Source organism: Methylomonas sp. 11b (assembly GCF_000515215.1).
Classification (GTDB): domain Bacteria; phylum Pseudomonadota; class Gammaproteobacteria; order Methylococcales; family Methylomonadaceae; genus Methylomonas.
Genome location: NZ_KI911557.1, coordinates 2324420 through 2348557 on the forward strand (window position 1 = coordinate 2324420; position 24138 = coordinate 2348557).

At 45.4% G+C, this 24138-nt stretch carries 31 protein-coding genes; all 31 read right to left on the bottom strand.

Annotated elements, in window-relative coordinates; translation table 11 throughout:
• Positions 1-18: 18 nt before the first annotated feature.
• Positions 19-405 carry a 30S ribosomal protein S11 gene (gene rpsK / locus METH11B_RS0111175; protein WP_020484822.1) on the bottom strand — a complete coding sequence of 129 codons (387 nt, stop codon included), beginning with the start codon at positions 403-405 and terminating at the stop codon, positions 19-21.
• 23 nt (positions 406-428) lie between these two features.
• Entirely contained in the window at positions 429-785 is a 357-nt protein-coding gene (gene rpsM / locus METH11B_RS0111180) for a 30S ribosomal protein S13 (RefSeq protein ID WP_020484821.1), read from the bottom strand.
• 76 nt (positions 786-861) lie between these two features.
• Positions 862-975, bottom strand: coding sequence for a 50S ribosomal protein L36 (gene rpmJ, locus METH11B_RS28520; protein WP_081607976.1), 114 nt, complete (start codon positions 973-975; stop codon positions 862-864).
• A gap of 18 nt (positions 976-993) precedes the next feature.
• On the bottom strand, positions 994-2319 hold the full coding sequence (gene secY / locus METH11B_RS0111185) for a preprotein translocase subunit SecY (protein ID WP_026602113.1): 1326 nt from the start codon (positions 2317-2319) through the stop codon (positions 994-996).
• Positions 2320-2754, bottom strand: coding sequence for a 50S ribosomal protein L15 (rplO, locus tag METH11B_RS0111190; RefSeq protein ID WP_026602114.1), 435 nt, complete (start codon positions 2752-2754; stop codon positions 2320-2322). It lies immediately after the preceding gene.
• Positions 2754-2939 (bottom strand): 50S ribosomal protein L30, encoded by a 186-nt coding sequence (gene rpmD, locus METH11B_RS0111195; protein WP_020484818.1) that lies wholly within the window; start codon positions 2937-2939, stop codon positions 2754-2756. Before rpmD ends, rplO begins: the two co-directional genes overlap by 1 nt.
• Positions 2940-2945: 6 nt before the next feature.
• Positions 2946-3452, bottom strand: coding sequence for a 30S ribosomal protein S5 (gene rpsE / locus METH11B_RS0111200; RefSeq protein WP_020484817.1), 507 nt, complete (start codon positions 3450-3452; stop codon positions 2946-2948).
• A gap of 9 nt (positions 3453-3461) precedes the next feature.
• Positions 3462-3815, bottom strand: coding sequence for a 50S ribosomal protein L18 (gene rplR / locus METH11B_RS0111205; RefSeq protein ID WP_020484816.1), 354 nt, complete (start codon positions 3813-3815; stop codon positions 3462-3464).
• A gap of 8 nt (positions 3816-3823) precedes the next feature.
• Entirely contained in the window at positions 3824-4357 is a 534-nt protein-coding gene (gene rplF, locus METH11B_RS0111210; protein WP_026147172.1) for a 50S ribosomal protein L6, read from the bottom strand.
• A gap of 15 nt (positions 4358-4372) precedes the next feature.
• Complete coding sequence (gene rpsH / locus METH11B_RS0111215) at positions 4373-4768, bottom strand: 30S ribosomal protein S8 (protein ID WP_020484814.1); 396 nt, start codon at positions 4766-4768, stop codon at positions 4373-4375.
• Positions 4769-4796: 28 nt separating this feature from the next.
• On the bottom strand, positions 4797-5102 hold the full coding sequence (rpsN, locus tag METH11B_RS0111220) for a 30S ribosomal protein S14 (protein WP_026602116.1): 306 nt from the start codon (positions 5100-5102) through the stop codon (positions 4797-4799).
• An 11-nt stretch (positions 5103-5113) separates the two neighbouring features.
• Entirely contained in the window at positions 5114-5653 is a 540-nt protein-coding gene (rplE, locus tag METH11B_RS0111225) for a 50S ribosomal protein L5 (RefSeq protein ID WP_026602117.1), read from the bottom strand.
• A 12-nt stretch (positions 5654-5665) separates the two neighbouring features.
• Positions 5666-5983: a 50S ribosomal protein L24 gene (gene rplX, locus METH11B_RS0111230; protein ID WP_020484811.1), complete on the bottom strand. Its 318-nt coding sequence runs from the start codon at positions 5981-5983 to the stop codon at positions 5666-5668.
• 10 nt (positions 5984-5993) lie between these two features.
• Positions 5994-6362, bottom strand: a complete 369-nt coding sequence (gene rplN / locus METH11B_RS0111235) for a 50S ribosomal protein L14 (protein WP_013820378.1) — start codon at positions 6360-6362, stop codon at positions 5994-5996.
• Positions 6363-6390: 28 nt separating this feature from the next.
• Positions 6391-6654, bottom strand: a complete 264-nt coding sequence (rpsQ, locus tag METH11B_RS0111240; RefSeq protein WP_020484810.1) for a 30S ribosomal protein S17 — start codon at positions 6652-6654, stop codon at positions 6391-6393.
• 2 nt (positions 6655-6656) lie between these two features.
• Positions 6657-6848 (bottom strand): 50S ribosomal protein L29, encoded by a 192-nt coding sequence (gene rpmC, locus METH11B_RS0111245; protein WP_020484809.1) that lies wholly within the window; start codon positions 6846-6848, stop codon positions 6657-6659.
• Positions 6848-7261 (bottom strand): 50S ribosomal protein L16, encoded by a 414-nt coding sequence (gene rplP, locus METH11B_RS0111250; protein WP_026602118.1) that lies wholly within the window; start codon positions 7259-7261, stop codon positions 6848-6850. The genes rpmC and rplP overlap by 1 nt, the downstream gene beginning before the upstream one ends.
• A 19-nt stretch (positions 7262-7280) precedes the next feature.
• The gene (rpsC, locus tag METH11B_RS0111255) at positions 7281-7952 is read right to left on the bottom strand and encodes a 30S ribosomal protein S3 (protein WP_026602119.1); all 672 of its coding nucleotides are present in this window, start codon (positions 7950-7952) and stop codon (positions 7281-7283) included.
• 9 nt (positions 7953-7961) lie between these two features.
• Entirely contained in the window at positions 7962-8294 is a 333-nt protein-coding gene (gene rplV, locus METH11B_RS0111260) for a 50S ribosomal protein L22 (RefSeq protein ID WP_036277365.1), read from the bottom strand.
• 9 nt (positions 8295-8303) lie between these two features.
• Positions 8304-8576, bottom strand: a complete 273-nt coding sequence (gene rpsS / locus METH11B_RS28525) for a 30S ribosomal protein S19 (RefSeq protein WP_081607975.1) — start codon at positions 8574-8576, stop codon at positions 8304-8306.
• 12 nt (positions 8577-8588) lie between these two features.
• A complete protein-coding gene (rplB, locus tag METH11B_RS0111265; protein WP_020484805.1) occupies positions 8589-9416 on the bottom strand; it encodes a 50S ribosomal protein L2 in 828 nt (275 codons plus the stop codon).
• A gap of 33 nt (positions 9417-9449) precedes the next feature.
• A complete protein-coding gene (gene rplW / locus METH11B_RS0111270; protein ID WP_020484804.1) occupies positions 9450-9749 on the bottom strand; it encodes a 50S ribosomal protein L23 in 300 nt (99 codons plus the stop codon).
• Positions 9746-10366, bottom strand: coding sequence for a 50S ribosomal protein L4 (gene rplD, locus METH11B_RS0111275; RefSeq protein WP_020484803.1), 621 nt, complete (start codon positions 10364-10366; stop codon positions 9746-9748). Before rplD ends, rplW begins: the two co-directional genes overlap by 4 nt.
• 3 nt (positions 10367-10369) lie before the next feature.
• Positions 10370-11020 carry a 50S ribosomal protein L3 gene (rplC, locus tag METH11B_RS0111280; protein WP_020484802.1) on the bottom strand — a complete coding sequence of 217 codons (651 nt, stop codon included), beginning with the start codon at positions 11018-11020 and terminating at the stop codon, positions 10370-10372.
• Positions 11021-11050: 30 nt separating this feature from the next.
• Entirely contained in the window at positions 11051-11362 is a 312-nt protein-coding gene (gene rpsJ / locus METH11B_RS0111285; protein ID WP_020484801.1) for a 30S ribosomal protein S10, read from the bottom strand.
• Between the two features lie 5 nt (positions 11363-11367).
• Complete coding sequence (tuf, locus tag METH11B_RS0111290) at positions 11368-12558, bottom strand: elongation factor Tu (RefSeq protein ID WP_020484790.1); 1191 nt, start codon at positions 12556-12558, stop codon at positions 11368-11370.
• 26 nt (positions 12559-12584) lie between these two features.
• Positions 12585-14678, bottom strand: a complete 2094-nt coding sequence (gene fusA / locus METH11B_RS0111295; protein WP_036275877.1) for an elongation factor G — start codon at positions 14676-14678, stop codon at positions 12585-12587.
• A 23-nt stretch (positions 14679-14701) separates the two neighbouring features.
• Positions 14702-15172, bottom strand: a complete 471-nt coding sequence (gene rpsG, locus METH11B_RS0111300) for a 30S ribosomal protein S7 (protein WP_020484799.1) — start codon at positions 15170-15172, stop codon at positions 14702-14704.
• Between the two features lie 14 nt (positions 15173-15186).
• Complete coding sequence (gene rpsL / locus METH11B_RS0111305) at positions 15187-15561, bottom strand: 30S ribosomal protein S12 (RefSeq protein WP_013820393.1); 375 nt, start codon at positions 15559-15561, stop codon at positions 15187-15189.
• 150 nt (positions 15562-15711) lie between these two features.
• Entirely contained in the window at positions 15712-19911 is a 4200-nt protein-coding gene (gene rpoC, locus METH11B_RS0111310) for a DNA-directed RNA polymerase subunit beta' (protein WP_026602123.1), read from the bottom strand.
• Between the two features lie 73 nt (positions 19912-19984).
• Positions 19985-24061, bottom strand: a complete 4077-nt coding sequence (gene rpoB, locus METH11B_RS0111315; RefSeq protein ID WP_026602124.1) for a DNA-directed RNA polymerase subunit beta — start codon at positions 24059-24061, stop codon at positions 19985-19987.
• Between the last annotated feature and the right edge of the window lie 77 nt (positions 24062-24138).

Here is a 24138-nt window from a genome sequence, read left to right on the forward strand (position 1 = left end):
TAAATTTACTCCACTATCCTAAACACGACGTTTTTTGGGTGGGCGACAACCATTATGAGGTATGGGAGTAACGTCCACGATATTTGAAATTTTGAACCCCATACTGTTCAAGGAGCGAACAGCAGATTCTCTACCAGGGCCAGGCCCTTTTATCATAACATCTAGATTCTTCATGCCATATTCCTGGGCCACGGCTCCAGCTTTCTCAGCAGCTACCTGAGCTGCGAAAGGCGTGCTTTTGCGCGAGCCACGAAAACCGGATCCGCCAGATGTTGCCCAAGATAACGCGTTACCTTTTCTGTCTGTGATAGTAACGATTGTATTGTTAAAGGAAGCGTGGACGTGAACGATACCGTCCGCCACTTCTTTCTTAATACGTTTTTTAACTCGATTCTGGGTTGCCATCAAAAATGCCTATCTAGATGTATTTATTTAGTAACTGACTTACGCGGACCTTTTCGAGTCCGAGCATTTGTTCTGGTTCTTTGCCCTCTCAATGGCAAGCCACGACGGTGCCTGATACCACGATAGCAACCCAGATCCATTAATCTTTTTATATTCATCGAAACTTCTCTGCGAAGATCACCTTCGACAGTCATCGCTGAAATAACCTTACGTATCGATTCCACTTGATCCTCGGAAAGGTCTCGAATCTTGACGGTTGGCTGAACCCCAACTTCATCGCAGATATTTCTAGCAGTTTGCCTGCCAATTCCATAGATAGCAGTCAACGCTATCTCCGCATGCTTATGGTCAGCCACGTTTATACCGGCAATACGAGCCATTCAAATACTCCAAAAACAGTACTATAAGGTTAAACAGGGAATTATATCACCCTGCAAAATAAATCACAAAAACAAGTTAGCCTTGACGCTGTTTATGCCTGCCATCTTTGCAGATAACCCGCACAACGCCGTTTCTTTTAATTACTTTACAACTTTTGCATATAGCTTTTATTGAAGCTCGTACTTTCACGGCAAACTCCTCGAATTTTTAAGATTTTTTCAAATTAGCTTTTTTCATCAAGCCTTCATATTGTTGCGACATCAAATGCGTCTGCATTTGCGAAATAAAGTCCATCACAACAACCACAATAATCAGCAAAGAGGTACCACCAAAAGAAAACGGCACGTTCCAATAAACAATTAAAAACTCGGGCAACAAACAGATCAGCGTGATGTAAACTGCACCTATCAACGTCAGCCGAGTCATTACCTTATCGATATAACTGGTGGTATGAGCACCCGGCCTAATACCAGGCAGATAGGCACCTGACTTCTTCAGGTTTTCGGCGGTTTCTTTTGAGTTAAAGACCAGAGCGGTATAAAAGAAACAAAAGAACACAATGGCCAAAGCATAACACAAAACGTACACTGGCTGACCTGGGGAAAGCACAGACGAAATATCCTGAAGCCATGAAAAGCCATCGACATTCCCGAACCATCCCGCTATTGTCGCAGGAAATAATATAATGCTCGATGCAAAAATAGGTGGAATCACGCCAGCCATATTTAACTTAAGGGGCAGAAACGAACTCTGTCCTGAATACACCTTATTGCCTTGCTGTCTCTTTGGATAATTAATTGTTATCCGTCTTTGCCCTCTTTCAACAAAAACCACAATACCCGTTACAACTATAGATAACGCGAACAACACAACAATAAACGCACCATTCATTTCACCAGTACGAGCAAGCTCCAGTGTTCCACCGATTGCGGAAGGCAACCCGGACACGATGCCGGCAAAGATAATTAGCGATATACCATTACCAATTCCCCTCTCCGTAACCTGCTCTCCAAGCCACATTAGGAATATTGTCCCGGTAACCAACGTTATGGTGGTTATAAGGACAAAACTAACACCTGGCTGGATAACAACAGCTAGCCCACCGGCTGTTTGGTTTTGCAAGGCCACTGAAATACCAATCGATTGGAACATGGCCAATACAACGGTACCGTAACGGGTGTACTGAGAAATCTTTCTACGCCCGGACTCACCCTCTTTTTTAAGCTGCTCCATAGCAGGAATGACTATAGTCATAAGCTGCATAATGATAGAAGCCGAAATGTAAGGCATTATACCTAGCGCAAAGAGGCTCAAACGCATCAAAGCCCCCCCCGAAAACATGTTAAACATGTTTAGGATGGAACCGGACTGCTGCTCGAACATTATTGATAAGGCTTTTGGATCTATCCCTGGAACAGGGATATGAGCGCCAATTCTATATACGACAAATGCGCCTAAAACAAACAACAATCTTGACTTGAGCTCACCAAACCGAAATGTGCCTGCAGAAACATCAACTCCTTTAGCACTCACTTAAGCCTCGACTTTGCCACCAGCAGCTTCAATAGTTAATTTTGCACCAGCCGTCACACCGAGTCCTTTTAAAATTAAAGACCTTGAAACAGTTCCAGTATTCACTACTTTAACTTTTTTCGAAAATGCAGGAATGATGTTATTACTAATCAATAATTGAATATCAACAACATCAGCCTGAAGAACATCAATTTCAGCTAGACGAACTTCAGCGGTAAATTTTTTAGTTCTGGAGGTAAAGCCCACTTTAGGAAGTCTCCGCTGTAAGGGCATCTGACCACCCTCAAAGCCGACTTTATGAAAACCTCCAGACCGCGCCTTTTGACCTTTATGACCTCTACCGCAAGTTTTACCATCAGTAGATCCTATGCCCCGCCCAACGCGTTTCGCTTTTTTTCGTGCGCCGCATGCAGCTTGTATTGTGTTTAGATACATTAAACTTCCTCAACTTTTAGCATGTACGCGATCTTATTGATCATTCCGCGATTTTCAGGCGTATCGATAACCTCAACGACCTGCCTTATTCTGCTTAGACCCAATCCTTTCAAACATTGCTGATGACTCTTTAAGCGACCATTTTTACTTTTAGTCATCATTACGCTTAATTTTTTGCCACTCATATCGTTTTACCCTGTTATTTGATCAACAGATAAACCGCGCTTTGCTGCGATTTTCTTAGCATCATGCATTGCGGTCAAACCGTTAATTGTGGCACGCACAACATTGATCGGGTTACTTGTACCGATACACTTAGCCAGCACATTATGCACGCCAACGACCTCAAATACGGCACGCATAGCGCCACCCGCGATAATACCGGTACCCTCTGAAGCAGGCTGCATATAAACCTTAGCGGCACCGGTATTCGACATAATTGAATATTGTAAAGTACCTTCTTTTAACGCTACTTTTCGCATATTTTTTCTAGCTTGCTCAAGCGACTTTTGAATCGCTACAGGCACTTCCCTCGCCTTGGACACGCCATAACCAACACGCCCGTCGCCATCGCCAACGACCGTAAGCGCAGCGAAACCAAAAACCCGACCGCCTTTTACTACTTTTGCAACGCGTCTTACTGAAACCAATTTTTCCTGCAATCCGTCTGTACTACCTTGAGATGGTGCTGTTGCCATGCTATTCCCCTAAAACTTCAAGCCAGCTTCACGTGCAGCGTCTGCTAACGCTTTTACGCGGCCATGATATTTAAAACCAGAGCGATCAAATGCAACCTCTGTTACACCAGCTGCAATAGCTCTTTCAGCAACAATACGCCCCACCTCGGTAGCAGCCTTAATATTACTTGTATTACTAAGACCAGCCTTTACGTCAGCTTGCAATGTAGACGCCGCCGCAAGAGTAGCCGTGCCGTCAGCACTAAGAACCTGCGCATAAATATGCTGGGAAGTTCTATGTATGGTAAGTCTATTTACATTTAACTTTTTTATTTTGCAGCGTAGTCTTAACGCCCTTTTTAATCTTGAAGACTTCTTATCCATCACTTCACCTATTTCTTTTTGGCTTCTTTTCTAGCCACGTATTCGTCAGCGATTCTCACACCCTTACCTTTATAAGGCTCGGGCGGACGAAAAGCTCTGATTTCAGATGCGACTTGGCCGACTTTCTGTTTATCATTGCTCTTCACATGCAATTCTGTTTGCGTTGGCGCTTCAACAGTTACACCGTCGGGAATTAGATATTCGACAGGATTTGAATAACCCAAGGAGAGCGTTAAAAGATTATCTTTAACTTGCGCCCTGTACCCGACTCCAACCAACAACATTTTTTTTACGAAGCCCTCAGAGACTCCTTTCACCATGTTGTTAATTGAAGCTCTAGCAGTACCAGCGTGAGCCTTAGCACCTTTCACACTATCGTCCCATTTAACTCTAATTACGTTAGATTCGATTTCAAGATCAACAGCATCACAAAGATCAAACGCAAGCTGACCTAGTTTACCGTTAACTATCATTTGCTTGCCGTCAACTCTTACATCAACGCCTGATGGCAAAGTTATAGGCGCATTAGCTACTCTAGACATGATATACCTCTTAAATTAGCAGACAGTGCAAATGACTTCGCCGCCGTGCCCTATAGCACGCGCAGCGCGATCAGTCATCACACCATTAGAGGTTGACACTATAGCTATACCTAAACCACCTAGCACTTTAGGCAACTCGTCTTTAGACTTGTATATTCTAAGACCTGGACGGCTAACTCGCTTAACGCTCTCGATAACAGGAACCCCGTTGTAATACTTCAGCTCAACAGTCATTTCTGTATGGCAACCGGTAACTTCAGTTTTAAAATCGGTAATATATCCCTCTTCTTTCAAAACCTTCGCGATAGCCAGCTTTAGCTTAGATGAAGGGATTTTTACACTTTTTTTGCCAGCAGATTGACCATTTCTAATTCTGGTTAGCATATCTGCTATTGGATCTGTCATACTCATTTTTCAATTCTCCAAAACTTAAACAGAACTACCAGCTAGCCTTTGATAAACCTGGAACGTCACCACGCATGGTGGCCTCCCTCAATTTATTTCTGCTAAGACCAAATTTTCTGTAATATCCATGCGGGCGCCCCGTCAGATTACATCTATTGCGCAACCGGGATTTACTGGAGTCTCTGGGTAATTTTTGAAGTTGAATTTGAGCGCTCTCTTTCTCTTCGAAGGAGGCATTCGGAGATCTAATTATTCCCTTCAATTCGCTTCTTTTTGCCTGATATTTTTTTATCAGTCCTTCGCGCTTTACTTCGCGAGCAATCATTGATTTTTTTGCCATGTCGATACGCCCTAGTTTTTAAATGGAAAATTGAATAACTTCAACAGCGCTAAACCTTCTTCATCTGTTTTAGCAGTTGTTGTGATACAAATATCCATACCACGGAGCGCATCAATCTTGTCATAATCTATTTCAGGGAAAATAATTTGCTCTTTAATTCCCATTGAATAGTTACCACGACCGTCGAAACCCTTAGAACTCATACCCCTAAAATCGCGTATTCTAGGTATAGAAATGGTAATTAGCCTATCCAGAAATTCATACATTTTATCGGCGCGCAACGTAACCTTGCAACCAATCGGCATGTCGTCGCGAATCTTAAATCCTGCAATTGATTTTCTAGCCAACGTAATCACAGCTTTCTGCCCTGATATTTTTTCCATATCAGAAACCGCAGATTGCAGAACTTTTTTATCTGCAATAGCTCCACCAACACCCATATTAAGTGTTATTTTTGTGAGCTTTGGCACTTGCATTATTGTTTTGTAGCCAAATTGCTCCTGCATCGCGGGAACAATTTCAGTTTTGTATTTACTTTGTAGTCTAGCCATAGCGTTATTACCTTAGAGACCAACGTTTTCGTTAGTAGATTTAAAATATCTGACTTTTTTTCCATCATCTAGAATTCTAAAACCCACTCTGTCGCCTTTTTTCGTTTTTGGGTTAAATAAGGCAACATTCGAAATGTCGATTGGCATGTTTTTATCAACAATACCACCAGAAACACCTAGGTTCGGATTACCTCTTTGATGCTTCTTTACTAAGTTAATACCTTCGACTAATAGTTTTTGGTCTTCAAGTACTTTACTTACCTTCCCTAGCTTACCCTTATCTTTTCCTACTATTACGATGACCTCATCGCCTTGTTTAATCTTTTGCATCTTTGGACCTCTACAATACTTCTGGCGCTAGAGAGATAATCTTCATGAATTTATCGCCTCTTAATTCACGAGTAACCGGCCCAAAGATACGAGTACCAATTGGTTGTAGTTGGTTATTTAAAATTACCGCGGCATTGCCGTCAAAGCGTATAACTGAACCATCAGCCCTACGAACGCCTTTACGAGTCCTTACAACTAATGCGTTATATACGTCGCCTTTTTTAACTCTTGTACGCGGCATAGCGTCTTTGACGCTTACCTTGATGATGTCACCGATGCCAGCATAGCGGCGGTGCGAACCTCCAAGGACCTTGATACACATGACCTTTTTTGCGCCACTGTTATCGGCGACGTCAAGGCTAGTTTGCATCTGAATCATTTTTTAAAATCCCAACTAAAATTATTGATTATCTATTGGCAGTTTCTAATACTTCCAACAGTTTGAACGCCTTATTCTTAGAAATAGGACGGCAAGAGGTAATTGAAACCACGTCGCCCTCTTGGCATATATTGTTTTCGTCGTGAACGAGAAGCTTGGTGGATCGCTTTATATACTTTCCGTATACAGGGTGCTTTACCAGGCGCTCAACCAAAACAGAAGCAGTCTTATCCATTTTATTGCTAACTACCCGACCAGTTACCTTACGTACAGTATCTAGATTTTCGCTCATATCTATACTCTTACCATTTCACTTAGAATAGTATTAATGCGAGCAATATCTCGCCTCACCTGCTTAATTTGACTCGGCTTGCTAAGTTGCCCAGTTCCCTTTTGCATTCTCAAGTTGAATTGTTCGCGAGACAACTCCAAAAGACTGGAATTCAACTCTTCTTTTGTTTTGCTTCTTAAATCTTTCGCTTTCATTACATTATTGTCCGTGCAGAGAACGTAGTTTTCACAGGCAATTTAGCTGCGGCCAATTCAAAGGCTTCTCTTGCTAATTCCTCAGAAACACCCTCAATTTCAAACAGCATCGTGCCGGGTTTAATTTGAGCAACCCAGTATTCTACACTACCTTTACCTTTACCCATACGAACTTCTAATGGTTTTTTCGTGATAGGCTTGTCTGGAAAAATTCTGATCCAGATTTTACCACCACGCTTTACGTGACGACTAATAGCTCTCCTGGCCGCCTCAATTTGGCGGGCGGTCATTCTACCACGGCTAATTGATTTTAAACCATACTCGCCGAAGCTTACTGACGAACCGCGCAACGCCGTACCGTTATTTCTACCGGTATGTTGTTTGCGGAATTTTGTTCTTTTTGGCTGAAGCATCTCTTATATACTCCTTCAACTATTTTTTTGAGTCGGCGTTTAATGACGCTGCATGAGCATCCATATCAAACACCTCACCCTTAAATATCCAAACCTTTATACCGATAATTCCATAAGTGGTTTTGGCTTCAGCAGTTCCGTAATCAATATCTGCCCGCAAAGTATGAAGCGGCACACGGCCTTCGCGATACCATTCCGTTCTAGCAATCTCAGCTCCGTTCAGTCTACCTGCTACGGTGATTTTTATACCCTCAGCACCTAAACGCATGGTGTTAGTAACAGCTCGCTTCATCGCACGACGGTACATAATCCGTTTTTCAAGCTGTTGAGCTATGCTTTCAGCCACTAAATACGCGTCAAGTTCTGGCTTGCGAATCTCTTCGACATTTAATTGGACAGGAACTCCCATCATTACAGATATACTCTGCCTTAACACATCTATATCTTCACCTTTCTTACCTATCACAATCCCAGGACGAGCGGTGTGCACAGTAATATTGGCATTATTCGCAGGACGATTTATTTGCACCCTGCTGACAGATGCGTGAGCTAACTTTTGTTTGATGTATTCTCTAACCTTCAAATCCTGCAACAGAAACACAGGGTAATTCTGGCTATTTGCATACCATCTCGAAGTCCAATCTTTTACTATCCCGAGACGAATCCCAGTGGGATGTACCTTTTGTCCCATTTGCTACCTCTATTTCTCTGCTACTTTAATTGTTATGTGACAAGTTCTTTTTAGGATGTGATTCGCACGCCCTTTCGCCCTTGCGCTAACTCTCTTTAACGTTCTGCCTTCGTTAACGAATATGGTCGAAACCCTTAATTCATCTACATCAGCACTTTCGTTATGTTCTGCGTTAGCTATTGCCGACTCAAGAACTTTTTTGATTATCGCAGCAGCTTTCTTAGAGCTGAAACTCAGCAAATTCAATGCTTTTTCAACAGGTAACCCGCGTATTTGATCCCCTACAAGCCGTGCTTTTTGCGCAGAAAGAGGAGCGTTACTTAATTTAGCCGAAACTTCCACATTCACTCCTTATCTTGATTTCTTGTCTGCTATATGACCTTTATAAGTCCTTGTAGGCGAGAACTCACCCAGCTTATGCCCGACCATATTTTCTGAAATCAATACCGGCACATGCTGTTTGCCATTATGCACGGCAATAGTCAATCCCAGCATATCTGGGCTGATCATTGACCTTCTAGACCAGGTTTTAATCGGTTTCCTATTATTCGCTCTCACCGCTTCCTCTACTTTCTTAAGCAAGTGATGATCTATAAATGGACCTTTTTTAATTGAACGTGGCACGTCAAATACCTCTTATTTTTGCTTACGGCGTCTGACAATCATGTTGTCAGTACGTTTGTTTTTTCGAGTTTTATAGCCTTTTGTCGGCGTTCCCCAAGGAGACACAGGATGTCTACCACCCGATGTTCTACCTTCACCACCACCATGTGGATGGTCTACAGGGTTCATCGCTACACCTCTAACAGTAGGTCTGACACCGCGCCATCTTTTTGCACCAGCTTTTCCTAACGAAATAAGATTGTGCTCAGAGTTGGAGACTTCGCCAACTACACCTCTGCAATCTGACGGGACTTTCCTCATCTCTCCAGAACGAAGCCGGATGGTGACGTATGCGCCATCTTTAGCAACCAATTGAACAGAGGTTCCTGCGCTTCTTGCAATTTGAGCGCCCTTTCCTGGCTTCAGTTCGATACAATGAATTGTGGTGCCCAAAGGCATATTCCGCAGAGGCATACAATTTCCAGGCTTAACCGGAGTCGTTTCAGCACTCAATATCTCTTGGCCTATCTCGATGCCTTTTGGCGCAATTATATATTTGCGCTCGCCATCTTTAAAAAGAATCAGCGCTATATTCGCAGTTCTGTTCGGATCGTATTCAATACGCTCAACTAGCGCGGGAATATCGGTTTTGTCGCGTTTAAAGTCTACTATCCGATAGAATTTTTTGTGTCCACCGCCAATATGGCGAGTCGTTATTCTACCTAGATTGTTACGACCACCGGTATTGTTCTTTTTGTCAAGTAGTTGTGCAAATGGCTTACCCTTATGCAAATCATTATTTTGTACACGCACTACAAACCGAGAACCCGGAGATGTCGGTTTTGATTTTAGAATAGCCATGCTCTTCTACCGCTCCTTATTTGCTTTAAAGTATTATGCTGTCGCTAATTCAATGTTATGACCGGGCTGAAGCTTAACATAAGCTTTTTTCCAGTCGGATCGCTTACCCAATGTACGTCCGAATCGTTTAATTTTTCCTTTAACATTCAGAACACGAACGGCAGCTACTTCAACACCAAACATCAATTCAACTGCATTTTTAATCTGCAATTTAGTTGCAGACTTTTTTACTTTGAATACAAACTGATTACTTTGGTCAGCAGCGTTGGAGCTTTTCTCCGACACAATTGGCGCATACAGAACGCTTGCTAGTTTGATTTTTTCAATGCTCATGCCAAACGCTCCTCAATCTGTTTCAGCGCTGCTGCTGTCGCAATTACCTTATCCGCAGAAACCAAGGACACTGGGTCCACACTACTTGGAGTAACTACGGCTATATAAGGGATGTTTCTAGCCGCCAGAATTAAATTTTCATTTAAGTCATCCGCAACCACTAACAATCTTTTCGCATCGATACCTTTTATCTTGCTCAAAAAGTCTTTTGTTTTTGGTGTTGCCGGCGTTATGTCGTTGCATACGGCCAACCTACCCTGTCTCAACAACTCAGAAAAAATAGACCTAATACCGACCTTATACATCTTCTTGTTCAACTTCTGATCAAAAGATCTTGGTTGAGCTGCAAATGTAACACCGCCTGTACGCCATACCGGGCTCCTGGTTGTTCCTGCGCGCGCACGACCAGTACCTTTTTGACGGAAAGGCTTAGCACCACCACCACTTACCGCCGCGCGGTTTTTTTGGCCTTTAGTGCCCGCTCTTGCTGCTGAAAGATATTTGGTTACCAGTTGATGCACCAACGTTTCGTTAAAATCCTGTCCGAATACCGCCTCGGAGACATCGAGCGCCTGTGCTGAATCTTGATTATTGATTGCAGGTATTTGCAAAGTCATAAATTAACCTTTATTTAACATTTTTACTGCAGGGGTGATCACTACATCACCACCCTTGGCACCAGGCACAGCGCCTCTGACTAAAATCAGGCTCCGCTCAGCATCTACAGCATGGATAGTCAAATTCTGTATTGTAGTTTTGACCGCCCCCATGTGTCCGCACATTTTCTTACCTTTAAATACTCGGCCCGGAGTTTGATTCATACCGCTAGAACCGGGAACCCGATGGGAACGTGAGTTACCGTGCGTCGCATCTTGCGTTCTGAAATTATGGCGCTTAACTGTACCGGCAAAACCTTTACCAATGCTAGTACCGGACACATCGACGACCTGCCCAGCTTCAAACACATTAACTTTTAACTCCGTCCCTGCAGAAAACTCGCCAGCCTCGCTCTCACTTAGCCTAAATTCCCACAGACCACGACCTGCGGTGACATTGGCAGATGCGTAATGCCCAGCCATTGCTTTGTTGACTTTTGAAGACTTAACATCACCCGCCGCTACCTGAATAGCGCGATAACCATCAGTTTCAATGCTCTTCACCTGTATAACTCTGTTAGAGTCTATATGAAGTACGGTAACAGGTACCGAAGAGCCATCTTCGCAAAAAATTCTGGTCATACCACATTTACGACCAATAAGACCTATTGACATCTGCCAATCCCTCTAAATTATTACTTGCTGCTATTTAAGCTTAATTTGAACATCGACCCCAGCCGCCAGATCCAACTTCATCAAGGCGTCAACAGTCTTATCGGTTGGCTCAACGATATCAAGCAACCTTTTGTAAGTTCTCAGTTCATATTGATCACGAGCATCTTTATTGACATGCGGTGAAATCAATACAGTAAAACGTTCTTTTCTAGTAGGCAAAGGAATAGGCCCCTTAACTTGGGCGCCTGTTCTCTTCGCTGTTTCTACTATCTCACCCGCTGACTGATCAATCAATTTATGATCAAACGCTTTTAATTGGATTCTGATAGTTTGATTGGCCATCTTGATTACTCGATAATAGAAGCAACAACACCCGCACCAACGGTGCGACCACCTTCGCGAATCGCAAAACGTAAGCCGTCTTCCATCGCAATCGGTGAGATTAGTTTTACGGTAACAGCGATGTTATCACCAGGCATCACCATTTCCACACCTTCTGGCAAATCAACCGCACCGGTTACGTCGGTTGTTCTAAAGTAGAACTGCGGACGGTAGCCATTGAAGAACGGGGTATGACGGCCACCCTCTTCTTTGGACAGCACATAAATCTCTGCTTTAAAGTGAGCGTGTGGCTTGATGGAGTTAACATGCGCCAATACTTGACCACGTTCAACATCTTCTCTTTTGGTACCACGCAACAGGACACCGACGTTATCACCCGCTTGACCTTGATCAAGCAGCTTGCGGAACATTTCCACACCGGTGCAGGTCGTTTGAACGGTGTCTTTAATGCCGACGATTTCAACTGCTTCGCCCACTTTGATGATGCCACGCTCAACACGACCGGTTACTACGGTACCGCGACCTGAAATTGAGAACACGTCTTCGATGGGCATCAAGAACTTGCCGTCGATCGCACGCTCTGGCTCAGGAATGTAACTATCCAGAGCTTCAACCAAGCGGACTACGGATTGTACACCAATTTCGCTTTGCTCGCCTTCTAAAGCTTTCAATGCAGAACCCACAATAATAGGGGTATCGTCACCAGGGAATTCATATTGGTTCAACAGCTCACGAATTTCCATTTCGACAAGCTCAATCAGCTCGGCGTCGTCTACCATATCTGCTTTGTTCAAGAACACGACAATGTAAGGCACACCAACTTGACGTGACAACAGGATGTGTTCGCGCGTTTGCGGCATAGGACCGTCCGCAGCCGAGCAAACCAAGATGGCTCCGTCCATTTGGGCCGCACCGGTAATCATGTTTTTAACGTAGTCAGCGTGACCAGGGCAGTCAACGTGGGCATAGTGGCGGTTGGCTGACTCATACTCTACGTGTGAGGTAGAAATAGTGATACCGCGCGCACGTTCTTCTGGGGCGTTGTCGATTTGATCAAAAGCCTTGACCTCGCCGCCTTGCAGCTCCGCCATTACTTTTGTTAATGCCGCTGTCAATGTGGTTTTACCATGGTCAACGTGACCAATGGTGCCAACATTTACGTGCGGTTTCTTTCTTTCAAATTTTTCTTTAGCCATGATTCAATACCTGATATGTAAAAAATTTAAGATACTTTTCTAATAATCGCTTCCGCAATATTTGCAGGTGCTTCGTTATATCTTTCAAACTGCATACTGTACGTTGCCCTACCCTGAGTCGCCGACCTTAGATCCGTGGCATAACCGAACATTTCAGCAAGAGGCACTTCGCACTCTATTACTTTTCCGGCCGGAACATCTTCCATTCCATGAATAACACCTCTCCGTCGATTAATGTCACCCACTACCTCACCCATATAGTCCTCGGGGGTTACTACCTCGACTTTCATAATGGGCTCCAGCAACGCAGGATTTGCAGTCTTAGCCCCATCCCTGAAGCACATAGATCCTGCTATCTTGAAAGCCATTTCATTCGAATCGACATCATGATATGAACCATCGAATAAACTAACCTTTACATCAACAACCGGAAAACCAGCTAAAACGCCGTTCTCCATTTGCTCTTGCACACCTTTATCTATAGCTGGAATATATTCCTTTGGAATAGCGCCACCAACCACTTCACTCACAAATTCATAGCCCGAACCACGCTCCTTTGGTTCTAACCTGAGCCACACATGTCCATATTGACCCTTGCCTCCTGACTGCCTTATAAACTTCCCTTCACACTCTACGACGCTCTTAATTGTTTCCCTGTATGCAACTTGCGGCGCGCCCACATTTGCCGCAACGTTAAACTCTCTTTTCATTCGGTCAACGATAATTTCAAGATGCAATTCACCCATGCCCGAAATTATTATTTGACCCGATTCCGGGTCACTACCGACTCTAAAGGACGGATCTTCTTGGGCTAACTTGGCTAGCGCAGCTCCCATTTTATCTTGATCTGCTTTTGTTCTTGGCTCTACAGCCACGGCAATAACCGGCTCAGGGAATTCCATTTTCTCGAGCAAAATCGGCTTTTCAATATCACAAAGCGTATCCCCGGTTGTTACGTCTTTCAGCCCAATAAACGCCGCGATTTCACCCGCCCTTACTTCACTGATTTCAACGCGACTGTTGGCATGCATCTGCACAATACGTCCAACCCTTTCCTTTTTACCCTTACCAGCATTTAAAACCACATCTCCAGACTTGACCAATCCGGAATAAACCCTGAAAAAAGTCAGTGTTCCAACAAATGGATCTGTGGCTATTTTAAATGCCAAGGCTGAGAAAGGCTCATCATCAGAGGCACTGCGAACGGCATTACTCTCCGCATCCGATAGACCTTCTACGGGCTTTATATCGAGAGGAGACGGCAGAAAATCTATCACGCCATCGAGAATACACTGCACACCTTTGTTCTTAAACGCCGACCCGCAATAAGCCGGGACCAACTTATTCTGCAGAACCTGCGCTCTTATACCCTGCTTTACTTCTTCGTTTGTCAAAACACCTTTTTCAAGGTATTTATCCATCAATTCTTCAGATGCGTCAGCGGCGGCCTCAACCATACGTTCACGCCACTCTCTTGCGCGATCTTGCAGTTCTGCTGGAATTTCCATTTCCGTAAAGCCTACACCCATGTTGGCATCTTCCCAGTAGATAGCCTTCATTTTCAGCAAATCTACAACACCTTTAAAACCTTCTTCTGCCCCAATCGGCAGCTGCATCGGCACTACGACACCACCTAGTCGCACCTTAATTTGCTCAACGACGCGCAAAAAATCAGCCCCGGAACGATCCATTTTGTTCACAAAAGCCAGTCTAGGCACATGATACTTGTTCGCTTGACGCCACACTGTTTCCGACTGCGGCTCTACCCCACCTACAGCACAAAAAACAGCGCACGCACCGTCCAACACACGCAACGACCGCTCCACTTCTATCGTGAAATCAACATGCCCTGGCGTATCAATTATGTTGATCCGATGCTCTGGATATTGCTTTTCCATACCCAACCAAAAGCACGTAGTCGCCGCAGAGGTGATTGTTATCCCTCTTTCTTGTTCTTGCTCCATCCAGTCCATAGTAGCGGCGCCATCATGGACCTCGCCCATCTTGTGAGAAACACCCGTATAAAACAGAATTCTCTCGGTTGTTGTTGTCTTTCCAGCATCGATATGAGCCATGATGCCTATATTACGGTAACGCTCTATAGGCGTCTTACGAGCCACAACAACAATCCAATGTAACTTTATTACCAGCGATAATGAGCAAACGCTTTATTCGCTTCCGCCATTCTATGCGTATCTTCGCGTTTCTTTGCTGCCGCTCCACGACCTTCCGATGCATCCAACAACTCACCTGCCAACTTAGCAGCCATTGTTCTTTCGTTGCGCTTGCGCGCAGCATCAATTAACCACCGCATCGACAACGCCAACCTTCTAGCAGGACGCACCTCTACAGGCACCTGATAAGTCGCACCACCAACCCGGCGGGATTTAACCTCAACCCGTGGCTGGACATTTTCCAGTGCTTTTGCAACCAAATCTAAAGACTCTTTATGGCCTTTACCTTCAATGACATCCAACGCACCGTAAACAATTTTCTCAGCGACAGACTTCTTACCATCCTCCATGATCATATTCATGAATTTTGACAACATATCGCTACCAAAACGCGGATCCGGATTAATGACTCTTTTTGCAGCAACTCTTCTTCTTGACATCTGTTATCAACCTTTTATTTCTTAGGTCTTTTCGCGCCATATTTGGAGCGACCACATTTTCTATCCTTAACACCAGAAGTATCGAGACTTCCCCGAACCACGTGATAGCGAACACCAGGTAAATCTTTTACACGACCACCCCGGATCAACACCACGGAATGCTCCTGAAGATTATGACCCTCACCACCGATGTAACTACTTACCTCGGCACCATTGGTCAACCTCACCCTTGCAACTTTACGCAGAGCCGAGTTCGGCTTTTTAGGGGTTGTGGTATAAACCCTGGTACAAACCCCGCGTCTTTGCGGACAAGCTTCCAACGCCGGAACGTTAGTCTTCTCTATTTTTTTAGCACGAGGCTTACGGACCAATTGATTGATCGTGGCCATTCTTAACTACTCCGAATATGCAATGTTTAATAAGCAATAAAGAAATCTGCGCAATCACAGATCAATATAGCTCCGCCCAAACCTATTGGCTGATGTGAGCAGAACATAATACCTTTACAATAGAACCAGGTCAAGCATTTTTGAGAATCTCTACTCTACATTCAATGCTTGTTTCAAAGCCTCTTCAACGTCAACCGCTTCAATGGCCTGGGTAGCCGTTTCTGAGCTGGAGCCAGAGTCCGCAGCTCTTCTCTTACGCCGTTGTTCATGGTAAGCCAAACCAGTACCCGCTGGAATGAGACGCCCAACAATTACGTTCTCTTTCAAGCCATTCAAGCTATCGCTGATACCCCTTACCGCAGCATCGGTCAATACACGAGTTGTCTCCTGGAACGACGCCGCCGAAATAAATGACTCAGTGGCCAACGATGCTTTCGTGATGCCCAATAGCAAAGAATCGTAGCTAGCCGGAATTTTCCCTTCTCTTTCAACCTGGTCGTTAACCGCGTTAATCATGGTGCGCTCGACCTGCTCTCCCTTAACAAAATCGGTATCACCAGACGCGGTAATCTCAACTTTTCTGAGCATTTGACGGATGATTGCCTCAATGTGCTTGTCATTGATTTTCACACCTTGTAAACGATAGACATCCTGAATTTCTTTTACCAGATAGTCAGCCAACTCTTCGATACCACGTAATCTTAAGATGTCATGCGGGGTCAATTCACCTTCAGCAATGGTTTCGCCTTTATCGACAAACTCACCCTCGAACACAGTGATGTGCCGCCACTTTGGAATCAGTGTTTCATATTGCTCGCCTTCCGAATCAGTGATGATGACGCGCTGCTTACCCTTAGTTTCTTTACCAAAGGAGACCATACCGGTTGCCTCGGCTAAAATCGCAGGATCTTTGGTTTTACGCGCTTCAAACAAGTCAGCGACCCGTGGCAAACCACCGGTAATATCCCGAGTTTTACTAGACTCTTGCGGAATTCTCGCCAAAACGTCACCAACCTTTACTTCCCCACCGTCTTTAACACCGACGATAGCGCCTGCCGGCAAGAAGTATTGGGCTGGAATATCAGTTCCCGGCAAATTGATTTGCCCACCCTGCTCATCGAGAAGACGAACCATAGGCCGCAACTCTTTACCAGCCGAGCTTCTTTGCTTAGGATCGGTAACCACGCGCGAGGTTAAGCCAGTTACGTCATCCGATTGTTCTTGAACAGTAATACCGTCCATAAAATCGATCAGTTGAATAAAACCGTCTACTTCGGTGATAACTGGGTGAGTGTGCGGATCCCAATTAACAATGATATCGCCGGCACTGACCGGACTACCGTCACCAACCGACAATACAGCACCGTAAGGTATTTTGTAACGTTCGCGCTCACGACCGTAATCGTCCATCACCCCAACCTCGCCCGACCGCGACACGGCTACAAGATTGTTTTCTCTGTTCTTCACAGTTTTCAAGTTATTGAGCTTCGCAGTACCGCTCGATTTAACTTGCACGTTACTGACCGCGGCAGACCGGGAGGCAGCACCTCCGATGTGGAACGTCCGCATCGTTAACTGAGTACCCGGCTCACCGATCGACTGCGCCGCTACAACGCCAACAGCTTCGCCAATATTAACTAAATGGCCGCGCCCTAAATCGCGACCGTAGCATTTGGCGCAAACGCCTTGACGAGACTCGCATGTGATTACTGAGCGTACCAACATTTTATCGACGCCGTTATCCTCCAGAACCGTGACCAGATTTTCATCAATCATGGTGCCGGCAGGAATTAAGACGTTGTTGCCGGCTGGATCAGTTACATCCATTGCAGCAACCCGCCCCAGTACACGATCGACCAATGGCTCGACGACATCACCGCCTTCGATAATCGGCATCATAGTCAGGCCGTTTTGCGTACCGCAATCGGATTCGGCAATCACCAAATCCTGCGCGACGTCAACCAAACGACGAGTCAAATATCCCGAGTTAGCGGTTTTCAGAGCGGTATCGGCCAAGCCTTTACGCGCACCATGGGTTGAAATGAAGTACTGTAATACGTCCAAACCTTCACGGAAGTTCGCGGTAATTGGGGTCTCGATGATGGAGCCATCCGGCTTAGCCATCAAACCACGCATACCCGCCAACTGCCGAATCTGTGCCGCAGAACCCCGCGCACCGGATTCAGCCATCATAAAGATAGAGTTGAACGACTTTTGTTTTACTTTCTCGCCTTTTGAGTTGACAACTTCGTCTTCACCCAAACCTTCCATCATCACTTTCGCGACCTGGTCATTGGCACGGGACCAAATATCGACAACCTTGTTGTAGCGCTCGCCGTCGGTAACCAAGCCTGAGGCGTACTGATTCTGGATTTCGTTAACTTCGGCATCGGCTGAGCGGATGATATCGGCTTTTTTGACCGGAATTTCCATGTCTTCAATACCGAAGGATACGCCGGAACGCGTGGCGTATTTAAATCCCAGGTACATGATCTTATCTGCCAACATCACGGTTTCTTTGATACCCAGATAGCGGTAGCTATAGTTGATCAACCGAGAAATATTCTTTTTGGTCATATCAACGTTGACCAATTCGTATGGCATGCCATCGGGGACTATGCCCCAAACAATTGCGCGCCCTACTGTGGTTTTCTTTCTAGTCACGATGGTTTCGAAGTCGCCTTCCGGAGTTTTCAATTTCTCCGTCACGCGTACTTCAATTTTACTCTGTAATTCAATAGCTTTAGCGTCGAGAGCTAGCATCACCTCAGACAAGTCGCCAAATACGCTACCCTCGCCTACCGCATTGATTTTCTCACGCGTGATGTAATACAAACCCAATACCACGTCCTGGGACGGATTGATTACAGGCTCACCGTTGGCGGGTGACAAAATATTGTTAGTCGCCATCATCAAGGTACGCGCTTCGAGCTGAGCCTCGATCGACAACGGAATATGCACGGCCATTTGGTCGCCGTCAAAGTCTGCGTTAAACGCACTACAAACTAATGGATGCAGCTGAATGGCTTTGCCTTCGATCAAAATCGGCTCGAATGCTTGAATACCCAATCTATGCAAAGTCGGGGCACGATTCAACAGCACAGGGTGTTCGCGAATTACCTCTTCGAGAATATCCCACACTTCGGCGCCTTCCCGTTCTACCATTTTTTTGGCAGCTTTGATCGTTGTCGCCAAACCGCGTAGCTGCAATTTGCTAAAAATGAAAGGTTTAAACAGCTCCAGTGCCATTTTTTTTGGCAAGCCGCACTGATGCAGTCTTAATGTCGGGCCGACCACGATAACCGAACGTCCCGAGTAATCGACACGTTTACCCAACAAGTTTTGCCGGAAACGACCCTGCTTACCTTTGATCATATCGGCCAAAGATTTCAACGGGCGTCTGTTGCTACCGGTGATAGCACGACCGCGGCGACCGTTATCCAACAAGGCATCGACAGCCTCTTGCAGCATGCGTTTTTCGTTGCGAACGATAATGTCTGGCGCGTTCAGATCCAACAAGCGTGTCAAACGATTGTTTCTGTTGATCACCCGGCGATACAAATCATTCAAATCAGACGTCGCAAAGCGACCACCATCCAGCGGCACCAATGGGCGCAATTCGGGTGGCAATACTGGCAATACTGTCATAATCATCCACTCAGGACGATTATTCGAAGCCAGCAAAGAATCGATAACTTTCAGACGTTTCGAATATTTTTTGATTTTGGTGTCGGAATTCGTCGCATTGATTTCTTCACGCAACGTGTTGATTTCTTCTTTTAAATCAATTGATTTGAGCAAATCATAGATGGCTTCTGCACCCATTTTTGCCACGAAATCATCGCCGTGCTCTTCAACGGCGTTCAAGTATTCTTCGTCGGTCAGCAGCTGGCCTTTTTCCAAAGGCGACATGCCGGGATCGATCACTACGAATGTTTCGAAATACAACACCCGCTCAATAGAACGCAGGGTCATGTCTAACAACAAAGCAATCCTAGATGGCAGTGATTTCAAAAACCAAATATGCGCAACCGGGCTGGCCAAATCGATATGGCCCATTCGTTCCCGGCGCACCTTAGACAGGGTAACTTCGACTCCGCATTTTTCGCAGATGACACCGCGATGTTTTAGGCGCTTGTATTTACCGCACAAACACTCGTAATCGCTGATCGGTCCAAAAATCTTGGCGCAAAACAGGCCATCACGTTCCGGCTTAAAGGTACGGTAATTGATTGTCTCAGGCTTTTTAACTTCACCATAAGACCAAGAGCGAATCATGTCCGGCGAAGCCAATCCAATGCGGATATTGTCAAAATCATCTGTACGACCTTGACGTTTTAAGAAATTCATTAAATCTTTCAAGAGCTTATCCCCTTTAAATGTTATCCGATATTGTCCAGAATCTATCTCGCAAAGAACAGAATTAATCTTGTTCCATTTCGATATTCACTGCTAGCGAACGAATCTCTTTCACTAAGACATTGAATGATTCCGGCATGCCGGCTTCCATTGAATGATTGCCATCGACAATGTTTTTATACATTCTGGTTCTGCCTGTGACGTCGTCGGATTTGACCGTCAACATTTCTTGTAACGTATAAGCGGCACCGTAAGCTTCGAGCGCCCAGACCTCCATCTCACCAAAACGTTGGCCACCGAATTGCGCTTTACCGCCCAAAGGCTGTTGTGTTACCAAACTATATGGACCGGTTGAACGTGCATGCATTTTGTCGTCCACCAAGTGATTCAGTTTCAGCATGTACATGTAACCCACGGTAACTTCACGCTCGAACGGCTCACCTGTCAAACCATCGTAAAGCACGGTCTGACCATGTTCCGGCAAATCCGCCAAACGCAACATGGTGCGAATATCTTCTTCGGAAGCACCGTCGAATACAGGAGTCGCCATCGGCACACCGGCAACCAGATTGACCGCCATCTCCAAAATTTCTTTATCGGTGAATGAATTAAGATCTTCTTTTCTACCGCTGCAATTGTAAATTTTCTCCAAGAAACCACGAATTTCGACGACTTTTGCTTGAGCTTCAAGCATCTTACCGATCTTGATACCCAAACCTTTGGAAGCCCAACCCAAATGTGTTTCCAGTACCTGTCCAACGTTCATCCGCGACGGTACACCGAGTGGGTTTAATAGAATGTCGACAGGATTGCCGTCAGCTGTATAAGGCATGTCTTCAATCGGTACGATTTGCGAGATAACACCTTTGTTACCATGGCGACCCGCCATTTTGTCGCCGGGCTGAATGCGTTTTTTCACGGCCAAATACACTTTGACCATTTTCAACACACCTGGCGCCAAATCGTCGCCCATCGTGATTTTTTTCTTTTTCTGCTCGAAACGTTCGTCGAACTCTTTACGTTGCTGCTCTACATGCTCGGCAACAGTCTCCAACTGCACATTGACATCTTCGTCCTGTGTGCGAATTTTCAACAACTCTGAGGGAACCAGTCCATCGAGGTAATCGGCAGTAATCTCTTCGCCTTTTTTCAAGCCATTCGGGCCTTTTTCGGCCTTTTTACCCGCTAACAAAGTTTTTACCCGCGCAAAAATATCGTGCTCGACGATTTTCAGCTGGTCGTCCAAGTCTTTCCGGTAACGCTTGATTTCCGCATCTTCGATTTCCAATGCTCGCTTGTCTTTCTTCACACCATCGCGGGTGAAAACCTGAACATCAATAACTGTGCCGCGAACATTGCCGGGTACGCGCAGAGAAGTATCCTTAACGTCGGCCGCTTTTTCACCGAAAATCGCTCTCAGCAGTTTTTCCTCCGGGGTTAATTGCGTTTCGCCTTTTGGCGTCACTTTACCAACCAGAATGTCACCGCCTTTGACTTCCGCACCCACATAAACGATGCCGGATTCGTCCAGTTTGGATAAGGCTTCTTCGCTGACGTTGGGAATATCCGCAGTAATTTCTTCCGGACTATGCTTGGTTTCACGCGCAACGCAGGTTTTTTCTTCGATATGAATAGTGGTAAAGCGATCCTCTTTCACTACACGCTCGGACACCAAAATGGAGTCTTCGAAGTTATAACCGTTCCATGGCATAAAGGCGATCAACATGTTTTGACCAAGTGCCAATTCGCCTATGTCGGTGGAAGGACCGTCCGCCAAAATATCGCCGGCTCTAACGATGTCACCGAGTTTAACCAGTGGTTTCTGGTTAATGCAGGTGTTTTGGTTAGATCGGGTATATTTAATCAAGTTATAAATATCGACACCTGGTACGCCAGCTACCGTTTCATTATCGTTTGCACGTACTACGATGCGCGCAGCGTCGACCGCTTCGATACGACCGCCACGAGTCGCAACGACGGTTACGCCAGAGTCTTTGGCCACTACGCGTTCCATACCGGTACCAACTAAAGGCTTCTCAGCGCGCAAAGTCGGAACGGCTTGCCGTTGCATGTTAGAACCCATCAAAGCCCGGTTCGCGTCGTCATGCTCAAGGAACGGAATAATCGATGCCGCCACTGAAACGATCTGTTTGGACGATACGTCCATATACTGCACAGTTTCGGAGGAAGCCAAAGTGAATTCGTCTTTGTAACGGCAAGATACTAAGCCTTCAACCAATTTGCCGCTTTCGTCAACCGCAACGCTGGACTGCGCAATAACGTATTCGCCTTCCTCAATAGCAGAGATGTAATCGACCTGATCGGTAACTTTGCCATCGACCACTTTCCGATAAGGGGTTTCCAGGAAGCCATATTCGTTGGTTCTAGCATACACCGACAGTGAGTTAATCAAACCGATGTTCGGTCCCTCTGGCGTTTCGATAGGGCAAACCCGACCATAGTGAGTGGTGTGAACGTCACGAACCTCGAATCCTGCGCGTTCTCTGGCCAAACCACCTGGTCCCAAGGCCGAAACTCGGCGTTTATGAGTGACTTGCGACAGCGGATTGTTTTGGTCCATAAACTGCGATAGCTGGCTAGAACCAAAGAACTCTTTGACCGCAGCGGAAACTGGTTTCGCATTGATGATTTCCTGCGGCATATAGCCTTCGGAATCCGCCAAAGTCAAACGTTCTCTAACAGCCCTTTCAACTCGCACTAAACCGATGCGGAACTGGTTCTCAATCATTTCCCCAACAGAACGTACGCGTCTGTTACCCAAATGATCGATATCGTCTACGGTACCGTTACCATTTCTGATCTTGATCAGTTCTTTCAGTACATCGATGATGTCTTCTTTGCTTAGAGTCCCTAAGCCTTCTGTCTCTTCACGACCCAGGCGACGGTTAAATTTCATCCGTCCAACGGCTGACAAGTCGTAACGCTCGTCAGTGAAAAACAGGTTTTCGAATAAATTTTCCGCAGACTCGACGGTAGGAGGCTCGCCAGGACGCATCATGCGATAAATTTCTACCAAGGCTTCCAAGCGATTTGTGGTGGTATCCAGGCGCATCGAATTGGAGATATACGGCCCCCTATCCAAATCGTTGACATACAGGGTGTTTATCTCGGTAACACCTGCGTCGATCAATTTTTGCAATAAATTATCGGTGATTTCGTCGTTAACACTGGCCAACAACTCGCCAGTGGATTTATCGACAACATTGTGGCCCAGAATTTTTCCATACAGATAGTCTCTAGGCACTTCGATTTCAGTGACACCGGACTTTTCCAGTTGACGAACATGCTTCGCTGTAATTCTGCGACCTTCTTCGATAACAACGTTACCGTCGTGCTTAATATCGAAAACAGCCATTTCACCACGCAACCTATCCGGAATAACGTGGAACATCAATTTTTCGGCGCTCAATGAGAACTTGTTGGTTTCGAAGAAAATGTTGATCATTTCTTCGTTTTCATATCCCAAAGCCCGTAACAAAATAGTAGCCGGAATTTTTCTACGTCTGTCTATACGCACATAGACGGCGTCTTTATGATCGAATTCAAAATCCAACCATGAGCCACGATACGGTATTACCCGTGCATTGAACAGCAATTTACCGGACGAATGGGTTTTACCTTTGTCGTGATCGTAGAATACACCGGGAGATCTGTGCAACTGCGACACAATGACCCGCTCAGTACCGTTAATCACGAAAGTGCCGTTATCGGTCATTAGCGGAAGTTCGCCCATGTAAACTTCTTGCTCTCTAATATCTTTGACGACCTTGGTATTGGCAGGCGCGTCTTTATCATAGATAACTAAACGTACTAAAACGCGCAACGGAGCTGAAAATGTAGCACCGCGCTGTTGACATTCTCTTACATCGAATGCGGGTTCCCCCAAGCGATATTTAACGTACTCCAATACGGCATAGCCGGAATGACTTACTACCGGAAAAACACTGGAGAATGCGGCATGCAGCCCCTGATTACGTCTTTTATCCGGCTCTATGCCGGACTGCAAAAAATTTGCATACGAATCAATTTGTGTTGCCAAAAGATAGGGGACTTCCAATACTTCGGAACCCTTCCCAAAATTATTACGGATACGCTTTTTTTCGGTAAAAGAATAGGCCATATTGCTTCTATACCTTCGTCGTCAGAGATTATTTACTACTGTTTTAGAAACAGTAAAAGGCCGACGGCAAAATGCCG

What these genes read in the sequence shown, in the direction of transcription:
- rpoB (WP_026602124.1), bottom strand. Translation starts at nt 24,061, where the DNA reads ATGGCCTATTCTTTTACCGAAAAAAAGCGTATCCGTAATAATTTTGGG.
- rpsG (WP_020484799.1), bottom strand. Translation starts at nt 15,172, where the DNA reads ATGTCAAGAAGAAGAGTTGCTGCAAAAAGAGTCATTAATCCGGATCCG.
- rpsH (WP_020484814.1), bottom strand. Translation starts at nt 4,768, where the DNA reads ATGAGTATGACAGATCCAATAGCAGATATGCTAACCAGAATTAGAAAT.
- rpsN (WP_026602116.1), bottom strand. Translation starts at nt 5,102, where the DNA reads ATGGCAAAAAAATCAATGATTGCTCGCGAAGTAAAGCGCGAAGGACTG.
- rplR (WP_020484816.1), bottom strand. Translation starts at nt 3,815, where the DNA reads ATGGATAAGAAGTCTTCAAGATTAAAAAGGGCGTTAAGACTACGCTGC.
- rplP (WP_026602118.1), bottom strand. Translation starts at nt 7,261, where the DNA reads ATGCTTCAGCCAAAAAGAACAAAATTCCGCAAACAACATACCGGTAGA.
- rplF (WP_026147172.1), bottom strand. Translation starts at nt 4,357, where the DNA reads ATGTCTAGAGTAGCTAATGCGCCTATAACTTTGCCATCAGGCGTTGAT.
- rplC (WP_020484802.1), bottom strand. Translation starts at nt 11,020, where the DNA reads ATGTCAATAGGTCTTATTGGTCGTAAATGTGGTATGACCAGAATTTTT.
- rpsL (WP_013820393.1), bottom strand. Translation starts at nt 15,561, where the DNA reads ATGGCCACGATCAATCAATTGGTCCGTAAGCCTCGTGCTAAAAAAATA.
- rplB (WP_020484805.1), bottom strand. Translation starts at nt 9,416, where the DNA reads ATGGCTATTCTAAAATCAAAACCGACATCTCCGGGTTCTCGGTTTGTA.
- rplW (WP_020484804.1), bottom strand. Translation starts at nt 9,749, where the DNA reads ATGAGCATTGAAAAAATCAAACTAGCAAGCGTTCTGTATGCGCCAATT.
- rplN (WP_013820378.1), bottom strand. Translation starts at nt 6,362, where the DNA reads ATGATTCAGATGCAAACTAGCCTTGACGTCGCCGATAACAGTGGCGCA.
- rplO (WP_026602114.1), bottom strand. Translation starts at nt 2,754, where the DNA reads ATGTATCTAAACACAATACAAGCTGCATGCGGCGCACGAAAAAAAGCG.
- rpoC (WP_026602123.1), bottom strand. Translation starts at nt 19,911, where the DNA reads ATGAATTTCTTAAAACGTCAAGGTCGTACAGATGATTTTGACAATATC.
- rpsJ (WP_020484801.1), bottom strand. Translation starts at nt 11,362, where the DNA reads ATGGCCAATCAAACTATCAGAATCCAATTAAAAGCGTTTGATCATAAA.
- rpsM (WP_020484821.1), bottom strand. Translation starts at nt 785, where the DNA reads ATGGCTCGTATTGCCGGTATAAACGTGGCTGACCATAAGCATGCGGAG.
- rpmD (WP_020484818.1), bottom strand. Translation starts at nt 2,939, where the DNA reads ATGAGTGGCAAAAAATTAAGCGTAATGATGACTAAAAGTAAAAATGGT.
- rpsE (WP_020484817.1), bottom strand. Translation starts at nt 3,452, where the DNA reads ATGGCAACAGCACCATCTCAAGGTAGTACAGACGGATTGCAGGAAAAA.
- rpsQ (WP_020484810.1), bottom strand. Translation starts at nt 6,654, where the DNA reads ATGAGCGAAAATCTAGATACTGTACGTAAGGTAACTGGTCGGGTAGTT.
- rpmC (WP_020484809.1), bottom strand. Translation starts at nt 6,848, where the DNA reads ATGAAAGCGAAAGATTTAAGAAGCAAAACAAAAGAAGAGTTGAATTCC.
- rpsC (WP_026602119.1), bottom strand. Translation starts at nt 7,952, where the DNA reads ATGGGACAAAAGGTACATCCCACTGGGATTCGTCTCGGGATAGTAAAA.
- tuf (WP_020484790.1), bottom strand. Translation starts at nt 12,558, where the DNA reads ATGGCTAAAGAAAAATTTGAAAGAAAGAAACCGCACGTAAATGTTGGC.
- rpsK (WP_020484822.1), bottom strand. Translation starts at nt 405, where the DNA reads ATGGCAACCCAGAATCGAGTTAAAAAACGTATTAAGAAAGAAGTGGCG.
- rplD (WP_020484803.1), bottom strand. Translation starts at nt 10,366, where the DNA reads ATGACTTTGCAAATACCTGCAATCAATAATCAAGATTCAGCACAGGCG.
- rplX (WP_020484811.1), bottom strand. Translation starts at nt 5,983, where the DNA reads ATGCAAAAGATTAAACAAGGCGATGAGGTCATCGTAATAGTAGGAAAA.
- rplE (WP_026602117.1), bottom strand. Translation starts at nt 5,653, where the DNA reads ATGGCTAGACTACAAAGTAAATACAAAACTGAAATTGTTCCCGCGATG.